This is a genomic window from Pseudomonas sp. PL-6, from assembly GCF_054110165.1.
On sequence record NZ_CM134189.1, the window covers coordinates 3741914 to 3764628 of the forward strand.

Below are 22715 nucleotides of genomic sequence, written 5' to 3' on the forward strand. Positions count from 1 at the left end.
CCATTCGACCATGGTCTTACCGCTCTAAGACCATGGTCTTGCGGCAGTTTTTCAGGTGTCAGGGGCGGTTCGACGCCTCGGCAGCCTGGATCAGCTCGGCGCCGATCTCGCCCTCGAACTTCTTCCACACCGGGCGCATGGCCTCGCGCCACTGCGCGCGCTGCGCCGGGGTCAGCTCGATGATCTCGGTGGTGCCGGCCGCGGCGATGGCCTGCTTGGCGCTCTGGTTCAGCGCATCGGCCTGGCGGTTCACCTCGACGGTGACCTCGGCCATGATCGCCTCCAGCTCGCCGCGCACGTCATCGGGCAGGCCCTTCCAGAAACGGGTGTTGGTGATCACCATGTAGTCGATCAGGCCATGGTCGGACTCGGTCATGTACTTCTGCACCTCGTGCACCTTCTGGCTCTGGTAGTTCGACCAGGTGTTCTCGGTGCCGTTGACCACGCCGGTCTGCAGGCCCTGGTAGACCTCGGCGAAGCTCATCTTGCGCGGGTTGGCGCGCACCGCCTTGAACTGCTCCTCGAGCACTGCCGAGGCCTGCACGCGGAACTTCAGACCGCGGGCATCCTTCGGCTCATGCAGCGGCTTGTTGGCGGACATGATCTTCAGACCGTTATGCCAATAGGCCAGGCCGGTGATGTTCTTGTCCTCCATGGAGGTCAGCAGCGCACGGCCGGCCGGGCCGCCCTGGAAGCGATCGACCGCGGCCATGTCGTCGAACAGAAACGGCAGGTCGAAGATCTGCACCGGCTTGGCGTACTGCTCGAACTTGGCCAGCGACGGCGCCAGCAGCTGCACGTCGCCGAGCAGCAGCGCCTCCATTTCCTTGCCGTCGCCGAACAGCGAGGAATTGGGGTAGACCTCCACCTTGACCCGGCCCGGCAGGCGCTCTTCGGCCAGCTGTTTGAACAGTAGCGCGCCCTGGCCCTTGGGCGTGTTGTCCGCCACCACATGGGCGAACTTGATGAGGATGGGTTCCTCGGCAGCCTGAACCAGCCCGGCACAGGAGAGGATGGCAGCGCAGGCGAGCGCCTTGGCGGTGAGTTTGAACATGACGTTACCTCGTTGTTGTTGTAGGTCGGTACGTGGGGCGAAGGGGCCGGCGACGCAGCGCCGCCGGCCGGTGTTCAGGCCGGGCTCTCGCCGGCGCGTTGCAGCAGACGACGGGCACGACCCAGCACCGGGGCGTCGACCATCTGGCCGTCGACCACGAACACGCCCTCGCCGCTGCTGGCCGCCGTCATCACGCGGCGGGCCCAGGCCAGCTCCCGGTCCGTCGGGCGCAGGGCGTGGTGGACGATCTCGACCTGGGTCGGGTGGATGCACAGCAAACCGTCGAAGCCCATGTCGCGCGCGTCACGCGCGGTACGGGCCAGACCGTCGCGGTCCTCGATGGCGGGGAACACGCTGTCCAGCGGCGCGGCCAGGCCTGCCGTGCGCGAATGCAGCAGCAAGGCATAGCGGGCCTGGTCGAGGATGCGCTCGGCCGCCGCGCTGCCGCTGCTCAAACCAAGATCCAGGCCCAGGTCGAGGGCGCCGAAGGACAGGCGCTCGACGCCCTCGCCGCGGGCGATTTCCGCCAGCGCCAGCAACCCCGCCGCACTCTCGATGATCGGCCACACCGGCTTGCCGCAGGCCGCCACCCGTGCGACCTGCGCAGCACTTTCCACCTTGGGCAACAGCACGCCGACGACACCGGCATGACGGCCGCAGAGTTCGATATCGGCGCCGTGCCCGGCATGTTCGGGGGCGTTGATCCGCACCAGCAGCCGCGCTTCAGGGTTGGCCGTGAGAAAGGCATCGAGATGGGCCCGCGCCTCGACCTTCAGGCTCTCCTGCACGGCGTCTTCCAGATCGACGATGACCGCGTCGGCACCCACGGCCAGCGCCTTGGGAATGCGCTCCGGGCGGCTCGCCGGTACGAACAGGGCGCTGCGGATCACGGAATGGCTCATACGGCCCCCCGCTGATGCAGGCGCTGGATATCGCCGGCGCCGTAGCCCAGCTCGGCGAGCAGCGCATCGGTGTGCTGGCCCAGCGCCGGGACGGCATCCATGCGCGGTTCGAAGGCGCTGTTGCGCCCCGGCGGCAGCAAGGCCGGCAGGCTGCCGCTGGGGCTGTCGACCTGGCGCCAGCGCTGGCGCGCCTTAAGCTGCGGATGGGCCCAGACGCCAGCCATGTCGTTGACCTGGGCATTGGCGATCTGCGCCTGCTCCAGGCGTTCGATCACCTGCGCCGCGCTCAGGCGGGAGAAGGCCTCGACGATGATGGCGCGCAGCTCGGCGCGGTTGGCCGAACGCTTGAAGTTGGCGGAAAAGCGCTGGTCACCGGCCAGTTCCGGCTGCTCCAGCACCTTGGCGCAGAACGCCTGCCACTCGCGCTCGTTCTGCAGGCCGAGCATCACCGTACCGCCATCGCCGGCCGGGAACGGGCCGTAGGGATAGATGGTCGAGTGCGCGGCGCCGGCGCGCGGCGGCGGCGTGGCGCCGTCGTAGGCGTAGTACAGCGGGTAGCCCATCCACTCCACCAGGCTTTCCAGCATCGACACGTCGACGCGGCTGCCGACGCCGGTCTTGCCGCGCAGCATCAATGCCGAGAGCACGCCGGTATAGGCGTACATGCCGGCGGCGATATCGGCGATGGAGCAGCCGGCCTTGGCCATCTCCTCCTCGCCCGGCCCGCCGGTGACGGAGAGAAAGCCGCCCTCGCTCTGGATCAGCAGGTCGTAGGCCTTCTTCTGCTCGTACGGGCCGCCCTCGCCGTAGCCGGAGATGTCGCAGACGATCAGCTGGGGAAAGCGTTCGTGCAGCGCCTCGAACGCCAGGCCCATGCGCGCCGCGGCGCCGGGGGCGAGGTTCTGCACCAGCACGTCGGCGCCGGCCAGCAGGCTGTCCAGCACCTGCATCGCGTCGGCCTGCTTGAGGTCGAGGGTCAGGCTCTCCTTGGAGCGGTTGGTCCAGACGAAATGCGAGGCCAGGCCGCTGACCCGCTCGTCGTAGCCGCGGGCGAAGTCGCCGCTGCCGGGGCGCTCGACCTTGATCACCCGCGCGCCCAGGTCGGCGAGCTGACGGGTGCAGAACGGCGCGGCGATGGCGTGTTCCAGGCTGACCACGGTGATGCCATCCAGTGGCCGGGGTTGTTGTGCGTTGTTCATGTCCGCGTCCTCGGTCAGGCCAGCTGGCTCAGGTCATCGGTCTGGCGCAGGCGCCAGACCTGCTCGATCAGCACACCCGCCTCGTCGCTGCTGCGTTTGCCGGCGAAGGCCAGCAGGCGGCGGAACTTGTCTTCCAGCTCGGCGCGGCTGAGGCTGTTGCCCGGGTCGCCCTTGGGCTCGTCGATGGCGCCGCGCAGGGTGCGGCCATCCGTGGTGATCACCTCGATGCGGCCCAGCCAGCGTTGCGGGTAGGCCACATCCACCTCCGGGTCCAGGCGCATCTGCACCTTGTCGCGAAATGCCGCGACGTCGGCGTCGGTCAGCGACAGCTTCTCGAACTCGGTGAGCTGCGCCTTGCCATGCACGGCGATCAGACCCAGCACGGTGCCCATGGAGAACTTGGCCTGGTGCACGGTCTGCGGCACCTGCACACGGCCGAGCACGTCGATGGCGCCCTGGTGCACACGGGCGATGACGCGCTGGATCTGCTCGTGGCGCAGGCCTTCGCGCTGCATCAGGTCGAGCAGCGCGTCAGCCGCGGGATGGGTGTGGCGGCAGGAGGCGTGGAACTTGAACGAGGTTTCCACCAGCGCCCAGCGCCGGCCGAGGCGATCCGACAGCCTGCTCGGGTCGGCGTCGCGGGACATGCCGGCGGCCATGCCCTGCTCGCCTTCGAGGATGTTCTGCGCGCCGGTCAGGCCCTGCTCGGTGAAGTAGGCGGCCAGCAGGCCATCGGCCGCCGCCTTGGCAGTGTGCAGCTGCTTGGAATCGGCGGCGTCGCGCAGGAATTCCCACAGCCCGGCGGCCTGGGTGCCGGCGTTGCCGAGCAGATGGACGAACTGCTGCTGGTCGAAGTCAAGCAGCTTGCCCACCGCCACGGCGGCGGCCAGGGTGCCCACCGTGGCCGTGGTGTGGAAGATGCGGTAGTGCGAACGGCCGAGGAATTCGCCGATGCGGATGCCCGCCTCGTAGCCGGCCACCGAGGCCAGCAGCAACTCACGCCCGGACTTGCCGAGATCCTGCGCCGCCGCCAGGGCCGCCGGGAACACCACGGTGGCTGGGTGCAGCACCGAACTGTTGTGCAGGTCGTCCTGCTCCACCAGGTGCGAGGAGGCGCCGTTGACCAGCGCGGCGAAGTACGCCGAGGTGCCCCGGCCATTGACCAGGATGCGCGCCGGGCCGTCGGCCGGGCCCATCTGCTGCGCATAGGCCTCGAACAACGGAATGGGCCGGGCGCCCTCGCTGGCCAGGGCCGAGCCCAGCCAGTCGAGAAACAGGTCTTCGCTGCGATCCAGCACGTGCGCGGGGATCTGCTCGTAAGAGAGGTCGGCAAGAAAGGCCGCAAGCTTCTGAGTATCTGCGCTCATAACTTGCTCCTCAGAAGCTGCGCGGCAGCTCGAGCAGGTGCTCGGCCACGTACGACAGGATCAGGTTGGTGGAGATCGGCGCCACCTGGTACAGGCGGGTTTCGCGGAACTTGCGCTCGACGTCGTATTCGTTGGCGAAACCGAAGCCGCCGTGGGTCTGCAGGCAGGCGTTGGCCGCCTCCCAGCTGGCCTTGGCCGCCAGGTACTTGGCCATGTTGGCCGCCGCCCCGGCGTTACGCCCGGCGTCGTATTCCTCGCAGGCGCGCCAGCGCATCAGGTCGGCGGCCTCGATCTCGATATGCGCCTCGGCGATGGGGAACTGCACGCCCTGGTTCTGGCCGATGGGCCGGCCGAACACCACGCGGTCGCGGGCGTACTGCGCGGATTTCTCGATGAACCAGCGGCCATCGCCGATGCACTCGGCGGCGATCAGTGTGCGCTCGGCGTTGAGCCCGTCGAGGATGTAGCGGAAACCCTTGCCCTCCTCGCCGATCAGGCTGCTGGCGGGAATCTCCAGGTTGTCGAAGAACAGCTCGTTGGTCTCGTGGTTGACCATGTTGGCGATCGGCTGCACGGTCAGGCCGTTGCCGATGGCTTCACGCAGGTCGACCAGGAAGATCGACATGCCTTCGGACTTGCGCTGCACCCCGGCCAGCGGCGTGGTGCGCGCCAGCAGGATCATCAGGTCGGAATGCTGCACGCGCGAGATCCACACCTTCTGCCCGTTGATCACGTACTTGTCGCCCTGGCGCACGGCGGTGGTCTTGATCTTGGTGGTGTCGGTGCCGGTGGTCGGCTCGGTCACGCCCATCGATTGCAGGCGCAGTTCACCGCTGGCGAGTTTGGGCAGGTAGTGGCGCTTCTGCTCCTCGCTGCCGTTACGCAGCAGGGTGAACATGTTGTACATCTGCCCGTGGATGGTGCCGGAGTTGCCGCCGCAGTGGTTGACCTCCTCGAGGATCACCGAGGCCTCGGCCAGGCCCAGGCCGGAGCCGCCGTACTCTTCCGGGATCATCGCCGACAGCCAGCCGGCCTCGGTCATGGCGCTGACGAAGGCCTCGGGAAAGCCCTTCTCCTCGTCGATCTTGCGCCAGTAGTCGGCGGGGAATTGCGCACAGAGGGCGCGTACGCCTTCACGGATGGCGTTGAGTTCTTCGTTGTGGTTGGGGTTCATCTCAGGTCCTCGGTCAGCCATGGCCCGCTTCGCATTCGGGCCAGACGAAATCAGTCGAATTGCACTTCCGCGCGCTGCGCCAGGCCGGCCTGGTCACCTGCCCACAGCTCGGCCTGGCCGGCCGCGCCGATGCGCCCACCGACCTCGAACGGCTGCGGCGAAATCAGCGGGCGCAGGCCGCGGTAGGCGAAGCGGCGCAGACGCGCCTGCGGGTTGGCGCGGCAGAAGGCGCGCAGGTTGAGCGTGGCGATCAGCGGGCCGTGCACCACCAGGCCGCCGTAGCCTTCGGTCTCGGTGACATAGGGCCAGTCGTAATGGATGCGGTGGCCATTGAAGGTCACCGCGCTGTAGCGAAACAGCAGCGTGCTGCTGGGCGTGACGGCCTCGCGCCAGTCGCCGGCCACCAGCGGCTCGCCACTGCTGGCCTTGGGTGGGCTGGGCTCGCGGTAGACGATGTCCTGCTCCTCGCGGATGGCCAGCTCACCGTCCTGCAGGTAGTCGTGCTGCAGGGTGACGAACAGCAGCGCGCCGGTACGGCCGTGCTTTTCCTCGATGTGCTTGATGGTCGACACCCGGCTGGCTTCGCCACCGACGCGCAGCGGCTGGATGAACTCGACGCGGCCGCCGGCCCACATACGATTGCGGTTGTCGGCCGGCGGCAGAAAGCCGCCGCGCGCCGGATGACCGTCCTCGCCCAGGCCGCTCTCGGCAATGGGCTCCTGGAAGAAGGCCCAGTGCCACAGCGGCGGCAGCGCCTCGCCATGGGCCGGCGTAGCCTCGCCGAGAGTGGCGGCAATGCGCTTGACCAGGTTGCGGCTGAGTTGATCGTGGGCCTCTTCGCTACGGCCGATCCAGGCAGAGAAAGCAGAGTCACTCATGGGGCAGGTTCCAGCTCGGTTCTTGTGTGAGCTGGAGCATGCGACGCCGCCTGCGTTCAGAGAATCCGCATTTATTTAAACCAGCGTTCGGATATGCTTAACGCCAATCCTGTAGGAGCCCGCTTGCGGGCGATGCTTTACAGATCGCCAGTGATCGCCCGCAAGCAGGCTCCTACGAATGACCTTAGGAAATGGCCACCATGCATTTCGATCTACCCGACCTGCGCCTATTCATCCATATCGCCGAATCGCCCAGCCTGACCCAGGGTGCGCGCAAGGCCTTCCTCTCGCCGGCCGCCGCCAGCGCGCGGATCAAGGCACTGGAAAGCCAGCTCGGCAGCCGCCTGCTCTATCGCGACAGCCGCGGCGTCGAGCTGACCCCGGCCGGCCAGCGCCTGCTGCAGCATGCGCGGCTGATCATGCGCCAGGTGGATTACCTCAAGAGCGAGTTCACCGAATACGGCACCGACGCCGCCGGGCATATCCGCATCTTCGCCAATACCACGGCGGTGACCGAATTCCTCCCCGAAGTGCTGGCCGGTTTTCTCGCCGAACGCCCGGGCGTCACCGTCGACCTGCAGGAGCGCCTGAGCCGCGACATCGTGCGTGGCGTGCTGGATGGCGCGGCGGATCTCGGCATCATCGCCGGCCCGGTGCAGGCGCCGGGGTTGCAGGTGCTGCACTTCAGCACCGACCGCCTGGTGCTGGCGGTGCCGCTGGGCCACCCGCTGGCCGAGCGGCAGACGGTCAACCTCGGCGACACCCTCGCCTACCAGCATATCGGCCTGCACGAAGGCAGCACCTTGCTGAGCTTCCTGCGTGAACAGGTGGAAAGACTCGGCGGCACGCTGGCGCTGCGTATCCAGGTATCGAGCTTCGAGGCGATCTGCCGGATGATCGAGGGCGGCGTCGGCATCGGCATCATCCCCGAGTCGGCCGCACGCCGGCACAGCCGCACCATGCAACTGGCCATCCTGCAGCTGGACGAAGCCTGGGCGGTGCGCGAGCGCAGCATGCTGGTGCGCGAGCTGGATGCCCTGCCGGGCAGCGTGCGGGCGCTGATCGATCGCCTGAATCAGGGCGTCTAGAGCGGGATCAGCGAGCGGATCCGGGATAAAAAAAGGGCGACCCTGAGGTCGCCCGCCCATTCAAGGCATTCCTCGAAAGGAATGCGGAAACGCTTGCACCCAAATCACGCAGGATGATCGGGACGAGCGCAGTGTCGCCGCAGCGGGCAGTGGCGCCTATTGCACCAAGGTCGTAGGGCAGCAGCGACCTTGGGGGCGGCCATAATGTCCGTCGAATTGCGAGGAAAAGCCCCATGAAGCCAGAGCATCTCGCCCTGCTGCAGCAGGCGCCAGCCGTTACCCGTGCCGACGATACCTGGGCCAGACTGTGCTGCGAGCAGGCGCTGCTGGCATTGGAAGAAGGCTGTTACGCGGTCGGCGCAGTGCTGGTCGATGACGCCGGTGAACTGCTGTGCAGCGGCCGCAATCAGGTGTTCGCCGGGCATTACGCCAGCGCCGCGCATGCCGAGATGCAGGTGCTCGATCAGCTCGAAGCCGAGCACCCGCAGCTCGACCGCAGCGGCCTGACCCTCTACGTCAGCCTCGAGCCCTGCCTGATGTGCCATGGCCGCATCCTGCTGGCCGGCATCCGCCGCGTGCGCTACCTGGCGCGCGACCGCGACGGTGGTTTCGCCGCACGCCCGCCACGCCTGCCGCGTGCCTGGGCCAATCTGGCTTCGCGCCTGTGCGTGGCGCAGGCCGCAGCCGACCCTTACTGGATCGAGTTGGCCGAACGGATGATCGATCGCCTGCAGGACCGCCGGGCCATGCGCGAGCGCGTGGTCGCAGCCTGGCACGGCGGCCGAGTGGATTAGACGCGTATCGCTGTCGCGACATCGCAGGGTGCGCCGTGCGCACCAAAGCCGTGGGCACCCACCGGACCAGTGGGATGTCGGTGCGCGCGGCGCACCCTACGCCCCTTCCCCCTACTCCTTGCCCAACCCATGCTGGCGCAGCTTGTTGGCGATGGTGGTGTGCGACACGCCGAGGCGCTTGCCCAGTTGGCGGCTGCTCGGATGATCGTGGTACAGCCGCTCCAGCACCGCCTTCTCGAAGCGCCCGAGGATGTCGTCGAGGCTGCCTTCCACCGAGAACTCGCCCAGGGGCTGCGGCGCGCCGTAGTCCGGCAGGCGGATGTGCTCGGCCTTGACCGTGCCACCGTCGCACAGCGACACCGCCTGGAACAGCACGTTCTCCAGCTGCCGCACGTTGCCCGGCCAATGGTAGTGAGCCAGCTTGTCCAGCACCGCCGGCGCCAGCTTGGGCAGCGCGCAGCCGATCTGCCGGCTGGCCTGGTCGAGGAAGTGCTCCACCAGCGGCGTCAGCCCATCCAGGCATTCGCGCAGCGGCGGAATATGCAGCGAGAGAACGTTCAAGCGGTGATAGAGGTCCTGGCGAAACTCGCCGCGGGCGCACAGCTCGGACAGGTCGACCTGGGTGGCGCAGATCACCCGCACGTCCAGATAGACCTCCTCGTCGCTGCCGACGCGGCGGAAGCAGCCGTCCTGCAGAAAGCGCAGCAGCTTGGCCTGCAGGCGCGGGCTCATCTCGCCGACACCGTCGAGAAACAGCGTGCCGCCGGCGGTCAGCTCCAGCAGGCCGAGCTTGCCTTCCGGGCGCGCGCCCTCGAAGGCGCCGGGGCCGTAGCCGAACAGCTCGGTCTCGGCCATGGACTCCGGCAGCCCGGCGCAGTTGAGCGCCATAAAGGGCGACTGGCCGCGCGGGCTGGCCAGGTGGCAGGCACGGGCCAAGAGCTCCTTGCCGGTGCCGGTCTCGCCCTCGATCAGCAGCGGCGCGTCCAGCGGCGCCATGCGCCGCGCCTCCTTGACCACCGCGGCCATCACCTTCGAGCTCTGGAAGATGCTGTCGAAGCCGCGCAGCTCCTGCTTGCGCACGTGGTAGATGCGCTCGCCGACCCGGTCGGCGCGGTGCAGGGTCAGCACCGCGCCGGCCAGCGCCTCGCTGTCGTCGTGCTCGTTCTGCAGCGGGGCGATATCGGCGAGGAACACGTCGCCCTTGATCTTCACCCGCAGGCCGTTGATCCGCGCCTTGTTGGCGCGCACCAGCTCGGGCAGGTCGAAGTCCTCGGCGTAGCGCGACAACGCCATGCCCGGCACCTCGTCGACGCGCACGCCGAGCAGCTGCGCGGCGCTGCGGTTGGCCGCCACTATGCTGCCGGCCATGTCGATCGACAGCACCGGAAAATCCAGCGCGCCGAGCAGCGCATTGAGCTCCAGGTGGCGCCGCTCGCTGGGCATCAGGCCGACGCGCTTGACGCCGAACACCCCGGGGATGGCCTCGAATTTGGGCCGCAGCGACTGGAACTGCAGGTTGATCAGGTTCGGGCAGTGCAGGTAGATGGCGTTGCCCTGCTCGCCGCCGACTTCGCCGCGGGCGACGTTGATGCCGTAGTCGACCAGCAGGTTGAGGATGTCGCGCAGGATACCGACGCGGTTCTGGCAGTGGACTTTGATACGCATGGCAAGGCTCGTGTCTGTCTTGTTATGGGCCGCCGCCGGGGAAAATCGACGCGGGCGGCGTAATTTCCGTCAAGAATATGTGACAGCCTAGCGCAGCGACAAGGCGATAGTCGGCGATTTCGCCGACACCGTAATCCATTCTTTACGGGTTAGCCCGTTCCACTGCCGCCCCTCCCCCTGCCCGCCCCTGCCCCTGTCCACGCACTCGGGTTACTTCTTTGTCCAAGACAAGAACAACAGCCCCCGCAGGAGGCATCGATGAAAGGCACGCAGTACCTGGCCCGGGAACCGGACGACAGCGGTTTTATCCACTACCCCGACGCCGAGCACCAGGTGTGGAACACCCTGATCACCCGCCAGTTGAAGGTGATCGAAGGCCGCGCCTGCCAGGAATACCTGGACGGCATCGAACAGCTCGGCCTGCCGCACGAGCGCATCCCCCAGCTCGGCGAGATCAACCGGGTGCTCGAGGCCAGCACCGGCTGGCGCGTGGCGCGGGTGCCGGCGCTGATCCCGTTCCAGACCTTCTTCGAGCTGCTGGCCAGCAAGCAGTTTCCGGTGGCCACCTTTATCCGCACCCCGGAAGAATTGGACTACCTGCAGGAGCCGGACATCTTCCACGAGATCTTTGGCCACTGCCCGCTGCTGACCAACCCCTGGTTCGCCGAATTCACCCACACCTACGGCAAGCTCGGCCTGCAGGCGAGCAAGGAAGAGCGCGTGTACCTGGCGCGGCTGTACTGGCTGACCATCGAGTTCGGCCTGGTCGACACCCCGGCCGGCCGGCGCATCTACGGCGGCGGCATCCTCTCCTCGCCGAAGGAGACCCTCTACGCCCTGTCCGACGCGCCCGAGCACCAGGCCTTCGACCCGCTGGAGGCGATGCGCACGCCCTACCGCATCGACATCCTGCAGCCGCTGTATTTCGTCCTGCCCGAGCTCAAGCGCCTGTTCGAGCTGGCCCACCAGGACATCATGGCGCTGGTGCACCAGGCCATGCGGATGGGCCTGCACGCGCCGAAGTTTCCGCCCAAGGCGGCCTGACCATCCTGTAGGTTGGGTTGAGCCGGGGAGGCCCAACATTGCGTTAGCCGAGCAATGTCGAGCGGAGCGCTACGCGCTCCCTGTTGGGCTTCGCAAGCTCAACCCAACCTACGCTCACCCTGGAACTCTGGGGCGAGTAGCCCGGATGAAATCCGGGATCGCCCGTAGACATGACCCCGGTTTTCATCCGGGCTAAAAAAAATCAGGAGAAAACCCATGAGCCTTGCCCAAGCCCAATGCGAAGCCTGCCGCGCCGATGCGCCGAAGGTGTCCGATGAAGAACTGGCCGAACTGATCCGCGAGATCCCGGACTGGAACATCGAGGTACGCGGCGACCATATGGAGCTGGAGCGCGTGTACCTGTTCAAGAACTTCCGCCACGCCCTGGCCTTCACCAATGCGGTGGGGGCCATCGCCGAGGAAGTCGGTCATCACCCGGCCCTGCTCACCGAATGGGGCAAGGTCACCGTCACTTGGTGGAGCCACGAGATGCGCGGCCTGCACCGCAACGACTTCATCATGGCCGCGCGTACCGACCTGCTGGCCGCCGCAGCCGAGGGTCGCAAGTGAGCCATTTCGCCAGCGTCGCCCGGGTGCCGGGCGACCCGATCCTGAGCCTGATGGAGGCCTATCGCCTGGACCGCCACCCGGCCAAACTGGACCTGGGCGTCGGCGTGTACAAGGACGCCCAGGGCCTGACGCCGATTCCGCGCGCGGTCAAGCTGGCCGAGCAGCGCCTGCTCGACAGCGAGACCACCAAGACCTACGTCGGCGGCCATGGCGATGCGGCCTTCGGCGAGCGCCTCAGTCAGTTGGTGCTGGGCGCGGATTCGCCGCTGCTGGCCGGCCAGCGCGCCGGCGCCACCCAGACGCCCGGCGGCACCGGCGCCCTGCGCCTGGCCGGCGACTTCATCCGCCACTGCCTGCCGGGACGCGGCATCTGGCTGAGCGACCCGACCTGGCCGATCCACGAAACCCTGTTCGCCGAGGCCGGGCTCAAGGTCGGCCACTACCCCTACGTCGGCGCCGACAACCGCCTGGACGTGGAGGCGATGATCGCGGCGTTGGCCCACCTGCCCAAGGGCGACGTGGTGCTGCTGCATGCCTGCTGCCACAACCCCACCGGCTTCGACCTCGGCCCGCGCGACTTCAAGCGCGTGCTGGAGGTGATCAAGGCGCGCGAGCTGCTGCCCTTGATCGACTTCGCCTACCAGGGCTTCGGCAACGGCCTGGAGCAGGACGCCTGGGCGGTGCGCCTGTTCGCCGCCGAGCTGCCGGAGCTGCTGATCACCAGCTCCTGCTCGAAGAACTTCGGTCTGTACCGCGAGCGCACCGGCGCGCTGATCGTCTGCGCTGGCGATGCCGGCAAGCTCGTCGATATCCGCAGCCAGCTGGCCTACCTCGCCCGTAACCTGTGGTCGACGCCGCCGGCCCACGGCGCCGCGGTGGTCGCCGAGATTCTCGGCGACGCCGAGCTCCGGAGCCTGTGGCAGGATGAACTGGAAGCCATGCGCCTGCGCGTCGCCAGCCTGCGCCGCGGCCTGGTCGAGGCGCTGGCGCCGCACGGGCTGAGCGAGCGCTTCGCGCATATCGCCGAGCAGCGCGGCATGTTCTCCTACACCGGCCTGACGCCTGTGCAGGTGCAGCGCCTGCGCGAGGAGTTCAGCGTCTATATGGTCGGCAGCGGCCGCGCCAACGTCGCCGGGCTGGATGCCGGCCGCCTGGAGCAGTTGGCCAGCGCCATCGCGCGGGTCTGCGCTTAGAGCCTGTTCAGTCCGCCTTGCGCCGCGCCTCGGCCAGGCGCGCGGCCAGGGCGTCCAGTTCGGGCACCGCGGCGTCGGGCAGCTGGCGCAGCACCGCCTGGGTCAGTTTCAGCTGGCGAATGAAACGCCGGCAGCGCACGCACATGGCCAGGTGCGCGCGCACCGCCAGGCGCTGGCGCAGGCTCAGCTGGCCGTCGAGAAAATCGCTGGACTGGGCCACCAGTTCCTTGCAGTTCAGCATTGCCCGGTCTCCTCGAAATGCTCCAGGGTGGCGAAGACTTTCAGGCGCGCGCGATGCAGCAGCACGCGGACATTGGAGAGCGAGATGTCGAGAAGATTACAGATCGCCTCCAGCTCCAGGCCCTGACGCTCGCGCAGCACCAGCACGCTGGCCTGCAGTTCGGACAGGCTGGCCAGGGTCTTGTCCAGGCACTCGCGCAGCTCGCGCTCGGTCAGCAGGGCCTCGGGGCTGTCCTGGTGCCAGGCATGCGGCGCCAGCAGCCAGTGGCCGTCGTCGGAGAAACGCTCCTCGCCGACGCTGCCGTGCGGGCCCGGCAGGTCGTCGAGCAGCACCTCGCGCCGATTGTGCTTGAGGCGGGTCTTGGCGGTATTGGCGGTGATGGTCAGCAGCCAGGTCTTCAGGCTGGCACGGCCCTGGAAGCCCTCCAGGCTGCGCACCACGGCGAGCCAGGCGTCCTGTACCACCTCGTCGGCATGGCGACTGCCGACTATGGCGTAGGCCACCGCGCGCATCGCCCCCTGGTAGGTGGCGACCAGCTCGCGGTAGGCCTGCTGCTCGCCGGCCAGTAGACGCTCCAGCAGATCGCCGTCCGTCATGGCTCTCCCCGAGGGTGCGCCGCGCACACCGCAGCCGTGTTGGCAGGATCAGCGCTTGCGCAGGATCACGCTGCCGATGGAATAACCGGCGCCGAACGAGCTGAGCACGCCGAGGCTGCCGCTGGCCAGGTCGTCCTGATGCTTGTGCAGGGCGATCACCGAACCGGCCGAACTGGTGTTGGCGTAGGTGTCGAGGATCACCGGCGCCTCGTGGGGCTCGGCGTCGCGGCCGAGCAGCTTGCGCGCGATCAGCAGGTTCATGTTGAGATTGGCCTGGTGCAGCCAGAAGCGCTTGACGTCGCCGACGTTGAGCTGGTTTTCCGCCAGGTGCGCGGCGATCAGCTCGGCGACCATCGGGCAGACGTCCTTGAACACCTTGCGGCCTTCCTGGACGAACAGCTTGTCGCGGGCACCCACGCCCTCTTCCGCGGCGCGGTTGAGGAAGCCGAAGTTGTTGCGGATGTTGTTGGAAAACTGGGTCAGCAGCTTGGTGCCGAGGATGTCCCACTGATACGGGGAGGTGGCCAGGTCGGCCCGCTCGATGATCACCGCGGTGGCGGCGTCGCCGAAGATGAAGTGGCTGTCGCGGTCGCGGAAGTTCAGGTGGCCGGTGCAGATTTCCGGGTTGACCATCAGGATGGCCCGCGCCTGGCCGGTCTGCACCGCGTTGGTGGCGGCCTGGATGCCGAAGGTGGCCGAGCTGCAGGCGACGTTCATGTCGTAGCCCCAGCCGTCGATGCCGAGTGCGGCCTGCACTTCGATGGCCACCGCCGGGTAGGCGCGCTGCAGGTTGGAGCAGGCGACTATCACCCCGTCGATATCGGCGACGGTCTTGCCGGCGCGCTCCAGCGCCTGCTTGGCCGCGGCCACGGACATCTCGCAGAGGATGCCCCAGTCCTCGTTGGAGCGCTCGGGGATGCGCGGCACCATGCGTTGCGGGTCGAGGATGCCGGCCTTGTCGATGACGAAACGGCTCTTGATCCCGGAGGCCTTCTCGATGAAGGCACTGCTCGACTCGGTCAGCGCCTCGACCTCGCCGCGGGCGATGGCCTCGGCGTTGTCGGCATTGAATTGCTGCACGTAGGCATTGAAGGATGCCACCAGTTCGTCGTTGGAAATGCTGTTGGCCGGGGTGTACAGGCCGGTACCACTGATCACGACGTTATGCACGGTCATTCCTCTTGTTCTCGACCGCAAGCAGCGGCCGGTTATGCGCTGAACCTTGGCCAACAGGGCCAAGTGGTAAAAAGGCTGGCCGAACGCTGCCACGTTCTGCTACTGGCCGCTGAGTTTGCCACAGGCACAGGGCCTTCGTCCGCTCTGCTGACAAGCGTTTAGCGGACAATAGAACGGCTATTGAGGCAAAGATGAGCACAACGGGCCATGGCGCACACAGCGGCGCCAAGCGCGGGGCGCTCACCCGTTTGGGCGATTCGAAATTGTCCGACAATCTATAGGCTGCTGGCACTTCATAACAATAAAAGGTCCCGCCATGCGCCAGTTCCTCTTGCTGCTCGTACTGGGCTTCTCTTCCCTGACCCAGGCCGCCGTCGGCGTCTTCCCCGACAGCACCTTCCAGAACCTCGATCATGGTCTGTACTGGTTCGGCTACGGCGACAGCTGGCAGAAAGCCGTGCCCGGCCAGAGCAATGCCTATTTCAGCAACAGCAAGCCCACCGTCATCTACATCCACGGCTGGCAGAACGGCGCTACCCAGAGGAAGGACCGCGAAACCTTCAACCGCAAGGATGCCGGCGGCCCGGACCTGGACCTGGCCCATGCCTGGCTCGTCGCCGGCTACAACGTCGGCATCCTGTACTGGAACCAGTTCGCCGACGAGGGCGAGGTGAAGGACGCCGAAGCCAAGATCTGGAGCGCCAGCGGCCCGCGCGGCATGCGCTGGCGCAACAGCAGCGGGGTCTACAGCAGCGGTCCGAACAAGTCGGCCGGCGACCTGCTGTTCGATCACTACAAGGCCAACCTGGCCAGCTACAGCGGCAACAACATCCGCCTGCTCGGCCACTCCCTGGGCAACCAGCTGGCCATCGTCCTGACCAAGAAAATCAGCGATGCGGTCAGCGCCGGCAGCCTCAACAGCCGCCTGCTGCCGAAGCGCGTGGCCCTGCTCGACCCCTTCTATTCCAATCAAGCCAAGAGCTGGCTGAACAATCGCTGGGTCGGAGAAGTGTGCCGCAGCTACGTCAGCGAACTGAAAGGCAAGGGGGTGATCTTCGAGGCGTACCGCACCTCGGCGGTGACCAGCACGGTGTTCGTCGGCGACGCCAATACCGGCCTGATGAACATGACCGCGTTCACCGAACTCAAGCCCTGGTACTTCAACGCCACCCAGCAGACCGAGAAGCACAATGCAGCCGTCTGGCACTACCTCTGGTCATTCAGCTTCAACCCGCCGCCGATCAGCGGCAGCAGCAACCAGGCCGCCTCGGCGCGCACCGCCGACAGCCGCATCGGCACCTTGATGAACGGCAGCACGAAGCTGGTGCACGACCTCGGCGCCTACACCAAGGAGCCTTCGGACGACAACTTCAAGAGCGTCAACCGCTGCCCCCCCCGCCCCCTGCCGACAGGCAGGGGGTTGCCTGGAACGCGCGCGATGGCCCGGCGCAGCCACCGCGATGCACATCGGACTTGACCCGGACTGGCGCCAGGCGTCTAGAGTGAAGCTTTGCGCCATCAGGACGCCGGAGCCCACATGAATCTCTCGCTACTCAGCCGCTACGCCTTTTTCGCCTTCTGTGTGCTGTTCACCCTGGCCAGCCTGCCCTTTCTCCAGCACGAATGGCTGTGGCCCTTCACCCTGCTCGCCGCCGCACTCAGCCTGATCGGCATCGGCGACCTGCTGCAGACGCGCCAGGCGGTGCGGCGCAACTACCCGATCCTGGGCAATATCCGCTACCTGGTCGAGGGCATCCGCCCGGAGATCCGCCAGTACCTGCTCGAAGGCGACAGCGAGCAGCTGCCGTTTTCCCGCGCGCAGCGCTCGCTAGTCTACGCGCGGGCCAAGAACGAGGGCGCCGACAAGCCCTTCGGCACTTTGAGCGACGTGTACCAGAACGGCTTCGAGTTCATCAGCCACTCCATGCGCCCGGCGCCGCTGAGCGACCCCTGCAGCTTTCGCGTGCCGATCGGCGGGCCGCAGTGCCGCCAGCCGTACTCGGCGTCGCTGTTCAACGTCTCGGCGATGAGCTTCGGCTCGCTCAGCGCCAATGCCATCCGTGCGCTGAACCAGGGCGCCAGGCTCGGCAACTTCTACCACGACACCGGCGAAGGCAGCATCAGTCCCTACCACCGCGAGCACGGCGGCGACCTGGTGTGGGAGCTCGGTAGCGGCTACTTCGGCTGCCGCACCGACGACGGCCAGTTCGACCCGGAGCGCTTCGCCGCCCAAGCCTGCGATCCGCAGGTGAAGATGATCGAGATCAAGCTCAGCCAGGGCGCCAAGCCCGGCCACGGCGGCATCCTGCCCAAGCACAAGGTCACCGCGGAAATCGCCAGCACCCGCGGCGTGCCCATGGGCCAGGACTGCATCTCGCCGTCGCGCCACAGCGCCTTTGCCACCCCCATCGAGCTGCTGCAGTTCATCGCCAGGCTGCGCGAACTCTCCGGCGGCAAACCGGTGGGGTTCAAGTTCTGCCTGGGCCATCCCTGGGAGTTCATGGCCATCGCCAAGGCCATGCTGGAGACCGGCATCCTGCCGGACTTCATCGTGGTCGACGGCAAGGAAGGCGGCACCGGCGCGGCGCCGCTGGAGTTCACCGATCACCTCGGCGTGCCGCTGCGCGAGGGCCTGCTGTTCGTCCACAACACCCTGGTCGGCTGCAAGCTGCGCGACCAGATCAAGCTCGGCGCCAGCGGCAAGATCGTCAGCGCCTTCGACATCGCCCGGGTGCTGGCCATCGGCGCCGACTGGGCCAACTCGGCGCGCGGCTTCATGTTCGCCATCGGCTGCATCCAGAGCCAGAGCTGCCATACCAACAAGTGCCCGACCGGCGTGGCCACCCAGGACCCGCTGCGCCAGCGCGCCCTGGTGGTCGAGGACAAGGCCCAGCGGGTGCACAACTTCCACCGCAACACGCTCAAGGCGCTGGCCGAGATGCTCGCCGCCGCCGGCCTCGAGCACCCGGCGCAGATCGATGCCAAGCACCTGGTGCAGCGCATGTCCGCCACCGAGATCAAGCTGTTCGCCCAGCAGCACGTGTTCCTCGCCCCCGGCGAGCTGCTCGGCGGGCAGATCGGCGGCGAGTTCTACGAACGCATGTGGCGGATGGCGCGGGCCGACAGCTTCGAGCCGGCGCCGGCCTGAGGCTCAGGCCGGCTGCAAGCGATAGCCTTCGGCGCTGGCGACCACCTCGACATCGGCGACCACCGGCGCCGCGCCGCTGACATGGAATTCGCTGCACAGCTGGCCCAGATTGCCGGCCAGCTGCTCCAGGCGCTGGCTGTCGTGCGCCACCTCCTGGGCATCGCGCGCGGTGTCGTCGGCGATGCTGCGCACCTGCTGGATCAGCCGCCCCACCTCGCTGGTCGCCGCCAGTTGCTCGCGGGTCGACACGCCGATGGACTGGATGGCCTCGATCGAGCGGTGCACGTTGCCCAGCAGGTCGACGGTCTGCTCGGTGTAGCCGACGCAGCGCGCCACCCCGGCGTGGCTGGCCTGCATCGCCGCCACCGCCCGCGCGCTGCCTTGCTGCAGGCTGGCGATCAGCTCGCGAATCTCGCCGGTGGCCTGCTGGGTGCGCCGCGCCAGCTGGCGCACCTCGTCGGCGACCACGGCGAAACCGCGGCCCTGTTCGCCGGCACGCGCCGCCTCGATGGCGGCATTGAGCGCCAACAGGTTGGTCTGCTCCGCCACCGCGCCGATCACCTCGAGCACCCGGCCGATCTGCTGGCTACTGTCGGCCAGGGCCTGCACCACCTCGGCGGCGCCCTGCAGGTCGCGCTCCAGTTCGAGAATGCCGGTCTGCGTGGCGCCGATCGCCTGCGCCCCGGCGCTGGCGTCGCGGTCGGCCTGCTGCGCGGTGTGCGCGGCCTGCTCGGCATCCGCCGAGACCTGCACCACGGCCTGGGTCAGCTGTTCGATGGCGCCGCCCATCTGCGCGGTGGCCCCCAGCAGGGCCTCGGCGCACTGGTTCAGCTCGGCGGTGGAGCGGCTCAGGTGACGGCTGGTGTCGTGCAACTCGCCGCCGGCGGCGACCACCCGGCTGACCAGTTGATCGAGCAAACCGAGAAAGCGGTTGAAGCGCTGCGCCAGGCGATTGCCGGCGCCGCTGCGGTAGGCCAGGTCGACCGGCTCGCCCTCGCGCAGCAGGTGCGCCGAGGTGCGCTGCAGGTCCTCGCTGGCCGCCGCCTCGCGCGCACCGTGCACGGCCAGTACCAGCAGCACCAGGGTTTCCGCCACCACGTAGGCGGCGTGGATGAAGATCACCGGCCAGCCGCCGTCGCCGCGCACCACCCAGACCTCGGCGCCGCCCTGCTGCAGGGCGAAGAACGCCACGTGATGCACGGCGATGACCGCGGCCGCGCAGAGAATCGGCAGCCAGTCACGGTAATAGAGCAGAAAGGCCAGCAGCACGAAGACGCTGAAGTGCATCTCCAGCATGCCGTGGCTCTGCTGGATATGCAGCGCGGCCAGCACCATGAAGGCCACGCCCATCAGGCAGCGGTAGGCGCGGCTGCCGCCGATCAGCCGGTACAGCAGGCTCAGGCTCGAGGCCGTGCCGCCGCCGATCACCAGCGCGGCGGCCCAGGTGTCGTGCCAGAAGGCCAGGCCGAAGGCATACAGGGTGATGAGCCAGAGCACCCCGAGCATCAGGCGGTCGGCTTGCAGATGGAATTGGCTGAACATGAGAAGCCTCCCTGGCAGGCACGCGAATGGGGCGATTTATTCTAATTGGCGACTGAAATCTAGCACGCTTGTGCAATAAAGCGACGACAGACACGAGCAAAGTGCCACTACAGCAAACCTTCACGCCCTGCCGCCCTCCCTTTACCCGCTACGCGCGCTGGGCCAGACTCGCAGCACCTTCCCGCCGCCCTGGATCGCATCATGGCCCTGCATACCTGGTTGCTGTTTCTCGTCGCCGTGATCGGCCTGTCGCTGACGCCCGGCCCCAACGGCCTGCTGGCGCTGACCCACGGCGCGCTCTACGGTCACCGCAAGGCCAGCTGGACGGTGTTCGGCGGCGTGCTCGGCTTCGCCCTGCTGATGGCCCTGTCGATGTTCGGCCTGGCCGCCCTGCTCAAGGCCTCCGCCGACGCCCTGCTGGTGCTCAAGTGGATCGGCGGCGCCTACCTGATCTGGCTCGGCATCCAGCTCTGGCGGGCGCCGGCGCTGCACCTGACGGTCGCCGACCAGGGCGCGCAGAAACCCGTCGCCGCGCTGTTTCGCCAGGGCCTGCTGGCGGCGCTGTCCAACCCCAAGGTGATCCTGTTCTTCGGCGCCTTCCTGCCGCAGTTCCTCGACCCGGCGCGCAGCCTGTGGCAACAGTTCGCGGTGATGGCGCTGACCTTCGCCCTGGTCGAAGGCCTGGTGGAATACCTGCTGGCGCGCATGGCGCAGCGCATCCGTCCCTGGCTGGAGCGCAGCGGCCGCGGCTTCAATCGCGGCTGCGGCGGCCTGTTCGCGCTGATGGGCGCCGCCCTGCCGCTGAGCCGCTGAGCCGCTGAGCCGCTGAGGGGCCGCTACTTGCCCGATTTCAGCCGACTGAAGGCGCGGGTCAGGGCGCGGTTGAACTCGTGGCCGTTGTCGTTCTTGCTGTACAGCGTGGCGCGCAGCTCGGCCGGCGGGTAGGTGCCGGGGTCGGCGAGCAGCGCCGGGTCGACGAAGGCGTCGGCCGCCGGCACCGCATTGGCGTAGTAGATGCTGTTGCTGATGGCACCGATCACCTTGGGGCTCATCAGGTGATCCATCAGCGCCAGGCCGGCCTCGGGGTGCGGCGCATCCGCCGGGATGACCATGGCGTCGAACCAGATCAGCGCGCCCTCGCGGGGGATGCGGTAGCTCAGTCGGTAGTCCTTACCGGCCTGCTCGGCCTGCGCCGCGGCGATGGCGACGTTGCCGTTCCAGGCCATCGCCAGGCAGGTGTTGCCGTTGGCCAGGTCGCTGATATTGCGGTCGTTGTCGAAGTAGCGGATATGCGGCCTGACCTTGGCCAGGTGGGCCTCGGCGGCCTTGAGGTCATCGAGGTTCTGCCGGTTGATATCCAGCCCCAGGTAGCGGAAGGCGGCGGCGAACACCTCGTTGGGGTCGTTGAGCAAGCTCACTCCGCAGTCGGCGAAGCGCGCCACCACGGCCGGGTCCATAAGCATCGCCCAGCTGCCGGTCGGCGCGTCGCTCATGCGCGCAGCGATGGCCTCCTGCTGGTAGCCGAAGCCGGTGGTGCCCCAGACGTACAGCCCGGCGTAACGGTTGCCCGGATCGAACGCGGCCATGTGCGCGGTGAACTCCGCATCCAGCCCGGCGAAGTGCGGCAGGCGCGACTTGTCCAGCTCCTGCAGCGCGCCGCTGGCGATGGCCCGGCTCAGGTGCTGGCCGGCGGTCAGCACCAGGTCGTAGCCGCTGCCGCCGGTGAGCAGCTTGGTTTCCACGGTTTCCAGCGAATCGAAGTGGTCGACCACCACGCGGATGCCGGTCTTGGCCTCGAAGGACGCCAGGGTGTCCGGCGCCAGGTACTCGTTCCAGATATACAGATTGACCTGCTTGGCGGGCTCCGCCGCCTGCGCGGCGGCGGACAAGCCGAGGGCTATGCAGAGTGCGGACAGACGCATGGCTACACCTCCTGGCGCTGGGGCGCGGCGTATTGCGGCATGGTGATGCAGGCGACGTTGCCGCCGCCGAGGAGGATCTCCCGCGAGTTCTCGATGCCGAGGATGCGGTGCCTGGGGAACAGCTCGGCCAGGGTGGCCTGGGCGATGCGGTCGTTGGCGTCGCCGAACAGCGGCAGGACGATGGCCGAGTTGCCGGCGTAGTAGTTGATGTAGGAGGCGCAGATCTGCGTGCCGGCCTGACGGGTGTGGGTGGCGTCGTCCTGATCCAGGCCCTCGGCCTCGGCCGCCGTCCACTCCAGCACGCTTGGCTGCGGCAGCTTGTGCACCTCCAGCGCGCGGCCACGGGCGTCGCGGGTGCTGCGCAGGATGTCGTAGGCCTCCTGGTAGATTTCCCACTGCGGGTCGCGGCGATCGTCGGTCCACTGCATCACCACCACGCCGGGGCGGACGAAGCAGGCCAGGTCGTCGATATGGCCGTCGGTTTCGTCGAACTTGCAGCCGCGCGGCAGCCAGATCACCTGCTCGGCGCCCAGGTAATCCTGCAGGCGGCGGGTCATCTCGTCCTGGCCCAGGTGGGCGTTGCGGTTGCGGTTGAGCAGGCACTGCTCGGTGGTCAGCAGGGTGCGCTGGCCATCGCTCTGGATGCCGCCCATCTCGGCGATAAAGGGGGCGCGGTAGCGCTCGAGGCCTTCGATCTCGAGGATCTTCTGGGCGATCTGGTCGTCCTTGTCCCAGGGGTAGTAGAGGCCGCCATCGAGGCCGCCGTAGGCGTTGAACTCGAAGTCCACACCGCGCACCTCGCCGCTCTCGTCGTTAACCAGGAAGGCCGGGCCGCTGTCGCGGAACCAGGTGTCGTTGCAGGTCATCTCGACCACCCGCACCTGGGCCGGCAACTGGCGGCGGGCGTTGGCGTACTGGGCCGCCGAGGCGCACACGGTGACCGGCTCGCTGCTGGCGATGGCGCTGACGATCTCGACCCAGACCTTCTGCGCCGGCTTGCCGCCGTTGCGCCACACGTCCGGGCGCTCCGGCCAGCCGAGCCAGCAGCGGGCCTTGGGTTCGAATTCACCGGGCAGGCGGAAGCCGTCGGCCTTGGGCAGGGAGGTCAGGGTACGGGCCATTGCTAGGTACTCGTCGGTGGCTGGAGATGAGCCGACAGTAC

Annotated in this window: 21 protein-coding genes; 8 read left to right on the forward strand and 13 right to left on the reverse strand. The window is 67.8% G+C overall.

Annotated features, from left to right (window positions below):
• Positions 1-58: 58 nt before the first annotated feature.
• From ACW9UL_RS15965 to ACW9UL_RS15990, 6 genes are all read right to left on the reverse strand, one after another.
• A complete protein-coding gene (locus ACW9UL_RS15965; RefSeq protein ID WP_457787622.1) occupies positions 59-1054 on the reverse strand; it encodes a TRAP transporter substrate-binding protein in 996 nt (331 codons plus the stop codon).
• A 74-nt stretch (positions 1055-1128) separates the two neighbouring features.
• Complete coding sequence (locus ACW9UL_RS15970; RefSeq protein ID WP_457787623.1) at positions 1129-1956, reverse strand: HpcH/HpaI aldolase/citrate lyase family protein; 828 nt, start codon at positions 1954-1956, stop codon at positions 1129-1131.
• Entirely contained in the window at positions 1953-3155 is a 1203-nt protein-coding gene (locus ACW9UL_RS15975) for a CaiB/BaiF CoA transferase family protein (protein WP_457787624.1), read from the reverse strand. Before ACW9UL_RS15975 ends, ACW9UL_RS15970 begins: the two co-directional genes overlap by 4 nt.
• 14 nt (positions 3156-3169) lie before the next feature.
• A complete protein-coding gene (locus ACW9UL_RS15980; protein WP_457787625.1) occupies positions 3170-4522 on the reverse strand; it encodes an MmgE/PrpD family protein in 1353 nt (450 codons plus the stop codon).
• A gap of 10 nt (positions 4523-4532) precedes the next feature.
• A complete protein-coding gene (locus tag ACW9UL_RS15985; RefSeq protein ID WP_457787626.1) occupies positions 4533-5696 on the reverse strand; it encodes an acyl-CoA dehydrogenase family protein in 1164 nt (387 codons plus the stop codon).
• A gap of 50 nt (positions 5697-5746) precedes the next feature.
• Entirely contained in the window at positions 5747-6574 is an 828-nt protein-coding gene (locus ACW9UL_RS15990) for an HTD2 family dehydratase (protein WP_457787627.1), read from the reverse strand.
• A gap of 200 nt (positions 6575-6774) precedes the next feature.
• Here ACW9UL_RS15990 and ACW9UL_RS15995 point away from each other — a divergent pair, with 200 nt between their 5' ends.
• Together ACW9UL_RS15995 and ACW9UL_RS16000 are read left to right on the forward strand one after the other, a co-directional pair.
• On the forward strand, positions 6775-7662 hold the full coding sequence (locus ACW9UL_RS15995; protein ID WP_397496363.1) for a LysR family transcriptional regulator: 888 nt from the start codon (positions 6775-6777) through the stop codon (positions 7660-7662).
• A 233-nt stretch (positions 7663-7895) separates the two neighbouring features.
• Positions 7896-8456, forward strand: a complete 561-nt coding sequence (locus ACW9UL_RS16000) for a nucleoside deaminase (RefSeq protein WP_457787628.1) — start codon at positions 7896-7898, stop codon at positions 8454-8456.
• 111 nt (positions 8457-8567) lie between these two features.
• Here ACW9UL_RS16000 and ACW9UL_RS16005 read toward each other — a convergent pair whose 3' ends face one another.
• Positions 8568-10121, reverse strand: a complete 1554-nt coding sequence (locus ACW9UL_RS16005; RefSeq protein ID WP_021443223.1) for a sigma-54-dependent phenylalanine hydroxylase transcriptional regulator PhhR — start codon at positions 10119-10121, stop codon at positions 8568-8570.
• A gap of 258 nt (positions 10122-10379) precedes the next feature.
• Between ACW9UL_RS16005 and phhA the strand changes: the two genes are divergently transcribed.
• From phhA to ACW9UL_RS16020, 3 genes are all read left to right on the forward strand, one after another.
• A complete protein-coding gene (phhA, locus tag ACW9UL_RS16010; protein ID WP_457787629.1) occupies positions 10380-11165 on the forward strand; it encodes a phenylalanine 4-monooxygenase in 786 nt (261 codons plus the stop codon).
• Positions 11166-11381: 216 nt separating this feature from the next.
• Positions 11382-11735 carry a 4a-hydroxytetrahydrobiopterin dehydratase gene (locus ACW9UL_RS16015; protein ID WP_021443225.1) on the forward strand — a complete coding sequence of 118 codons (354 nt, stop codon included), beginning with the start codon at positions 11382-11384 and terminating at the stop codon, positions 11733-11735.
• A complete protein-coding gene (locus tag ACW9UL_RS16020) occupies positions 11732-12928 on the forward strand; it encodes an amino acid aminotransferase (protein ID WP_457787630.1) in 1197 nt (398 codons plus the stop codon). The genes ACW9UL_RS16015 and ACW9UL_RS16020 overlap by 4 nt, the downstream gene beginning before the upstream one ends.
• 7 nt (positions 12929-12935) lie before the next feature.
• Here ACW9UL_RS16020 and ACW9UL_RS16025 read toward each other — a convergent pair whose 3' ends face one another.
• The 3 genes from ACW9UL_RS16025 to ACW9UL_RS16035 are packed head-to-tail and all read right to left on the reverse strand — an operon-like array spanning position 12936 to position 14935.
• Positions 12936-13169: an anti-sigma factor family protein gene (locus tag ACW9UL_RS16025; RefSeq protein WP_021443648.1), complete on the reverse strand. Its 234-nt coding sequence runs from the start codon at positions 13167-13169 to the stop codon at positions 12936-12938.
• Entirely contained in the window at positions 13163-13765 is a 603-nt protein-coding gene (locus ACW9UL_RS16030) for an RNA polymerase sigma factor (protein WP_021443647.1), read from the reverse strand. The genes ACW9UL_RS16025 and ACW9UL_RS16030 overlap by 7 nt, the downstream gene beginning before the upstream one ends.
• 48 nt (positions 13766-13813) lie before the next feature.
• Positions 13814-14935 carry a beta-ketoacyl-ACP synthase III gene (locus tag ACW9UL_RS16035; RefSeq protein WP_031303016.1) on the reverse strand — a complete coding sequence of 374 codons (1122 nt, stop codon included), beginning with the start codon at positions 14933-14935 and terminating at the stop codon, positions 13814-13816.
• 322 nt (positions 14936-15257) lie between these two features.
• Here ACW9UL_RS16035 and ACW9UL_RS16040 point away from each other — a divergent pair, with 322 nt between their 5' ends.
• Positions 15258-16418, forward strand: a complete 1161-nt coding sequence (locus ACW9UL_RS16040) for a hypothetical protein (protein ID WP_457787631.1) — start codon at positions 15258-15260, stop codon at positions 16416-16418.
• A gap of 60 nt (positions 16419-16478) precedes the next feature.
• Positions 16479-18089, forward strand: a complete 1611-nt coding sequence (locus ACW9UL_RS16045) for an FMN-binding glutamate synthase family protein (RefSeq protein WP_457787632.1) — start codon at positions 16479-16481, stop codon at positions 18087-18089.
• A gap of 3 nt (positions 18090-18092) precedes the next feature.
• Here ACW9UL_RS16045 and ACW9UL_RS16050 read toward each other — a convergent pair whose 3' ends face one another.
• Positions 18093-19631: a methyl-accepting chemotaxis protein gene (locus ACW9UL_RS16050; RefSeq protein ID WP_457787633.1), complete on the reverse strand. Its 1539-nt coding sequence runs from the start codon at positions 19629-19631 to the stop codon at positions 18093-18095.
• A gap of 201 nt (positions 19632-19832) precedes the next feature.
• Here ACW9UL_RS16050 and ACW9UL_RS16055 point away from each other — a divergent pair, with 201 nt between their 5' ends.
• Positions 19833-20444, forward strand: a complete 612-nt coding sequence (locus tag ACW9UL_RS16055) for a LysE family translocator (RefSeq protein ID WP_457787634.1) — start codon at positions 19833-19835, stop codon at positions 20442-20444.
• A gap of 23 nt (positions 20445-20467) precedes the next feature.
• Here ACW9UL_RS16055 and ACW9UL_RS16060 read toward each other — a convergent pair whose 3' ends face one another.
• Positions 20468-21553, reverse strand: a complete 1086-nt coding sequence (locus ACW9UL_RS16060; RefSeq protein ID WP_457787635.1) for an extracellular solute-binding protein — start codon at positions 21551-21553, stop codon at positions 20468-20470.
• Positions 21554-21555: 2 nt separating this feature from the next.
• Complete coding sequence (aguA, locus tag ACW9UL_RS16065; protein WP_457787636.1) at positions 21556-22674, reverse strand: agmatine deiminase; 1119 nt, start codon at positions 22672-22674, stop codon at positions 21556-21558.
• Positions 22675-22715: the final 41 nt, after the last annotated feature.

What these genes read in the sequence shown, in the direction of transcription:
- ACW9UL_RS15965 (WP_457787622.1), bottom strand. Translation starts at nt 1,054, where the DNA reads ATGTTCAAACTCACCGCCAAGGCGCTCGCCTGCGCTGCCATCCTCTCC.
- ACW9UL_RS15970 (WP_457787623.1), bottom strand. Translation starts at nt 1,956, where the DNA reads ATGAGCCATTCCGTGATCCGCAGCGCCCTGTTCGTACCGGCGAGCCGC.
- ACW9UL_RS15975 (WP_457787624.1), bottom strand. Translation starts at nt 3,155, where the DNA reads ATGAACAACGCACAACAACCCCGGCCACTGGATGGCATCACCGTGGTC.
- ACW9UL_RS15980 (WP_457787625.1), bottom strand. Translation starts at nt 4,522, where the DNA reads ATGAGCGCAGATACTCAGAAGCTTGCGGCCTTTCTTGCCGACCTCTCT.
- ACW9UL_RS15985 (WP_457787626.1), bottom strand. Translation starts at nt 5,696, where the DNA reads ATGAACCCCAACCACAACGAAGAACTCAACGCCATCCGTGAAGGCGTA.
- ACW9UL_RS15990 (WP_457787627.1), bottom strand. Translation starts at nt 6,574, where the DNA reads ATGAGTGACTCTGCTTTCTCTGCCTGGATCGGCCGTAGCGAAGAGGCC.
- ACW9UL_RS15995 (WP_397496363.1), top strand. Translation starts at nt 6,775, where the DNA reads ATGCATTTCGATCTACCCGACCTGCGCCTATTCATCCATATCGCCGAA.
- ACW9UL_RS16000 (WP_457787628.1), top strand. Translation starts at nt 7,896, where the DNA reads ATGAAGCCAGAGCATCTCGCCCTGCTGCAGCAGGCGCCAGCCGTTACC.
- ACW9UL_RS16005 (WP_021443223.1), bottom strand. Translation starts at nt 10,121, where the DNA reads ATGCGTATCAAAGTCCACTGCCAGAACCGCGTCGGTATCCTGCGCGAC.
- phhA (WP_457787629.1), top strand. Translation starts at nt 10,380, where the DNA reads ATGAAAGGCACGCAGTACCTGGCCCGGGAACCGGACGACAGCGGTTTT.
- ACW9UL_RS16015 (WP_021443225.1), top strand. Translation starts at nt 11,382, where the DNA reads ATGAGCCTTGCCCAAGCCCAATGCGAAGCCTGCCGCGCCGATGCGCCG.
- ACW9UL_RS16025 (WP_021443648.1), bottom strand. Translation starts at nt 13,169, where the DNA reads ATGCTGAACTGCAAGGAACTGGTGGCCCAGTCCAGCGATTTTCTCGAC.
- ACW9UL_RS16030 (WP_021443647.1), bottom strand. Translation starts at nt 13,765, where the DNA reads ATGACGGACGGCGATCTGCTGGAGCGTCTACTGGCCGGCGAGCAGCAG.
- ACW9UL_RS16040 (WP_457787631.1), top strand. Translation starts at nt 15,258, where the DNA reads ATGCGCCAGTTCCTCTTGCTGCTCGTACTGGGCTTCTCTTCCCTGACC.
- ACW9UL_RS16045 (WP_457787632.1), top strand. Translation starts at nt 16,479, where the DNA reads ATGAATCTCTCGCTACTCAGCCGCTACGCCTTTTTCGCCTTCTGTGTG.
- ACW9UL_RS16050 (WP_457787633.1), bottom strand. Translation starts at nt 19,631, where the DNA reads ATGTTCAGCCAATTCCATCTGCAAGCCGACCGCCTGATGCTCGGGGTG.
- ACW9UL_RS16055 (WP_457787634.1), top strand. Translation starts at nt 19,833, where the DNA reads ATGGCCCTGCATACCTGGTTGCTGTTTCTCGTCGCCGTGATCGGCCTG.
- ACW9UL_RS16060 (WP_457787635.1), bottom strand. Translation starts at nt 21,553, where the DNA reads ATGCGTCTGTCCGCACTCTGCATAGCCCTCGGCTTGTCCGCCGCCGCG.
- aguA (WP_457787636.1), bottom strand. Translation starts at nt 22,674, where the DNA reads ATGGCCCGTACCCTGACCTCCCTGCCCAAGGCCGACGGCTTCCGCCTG.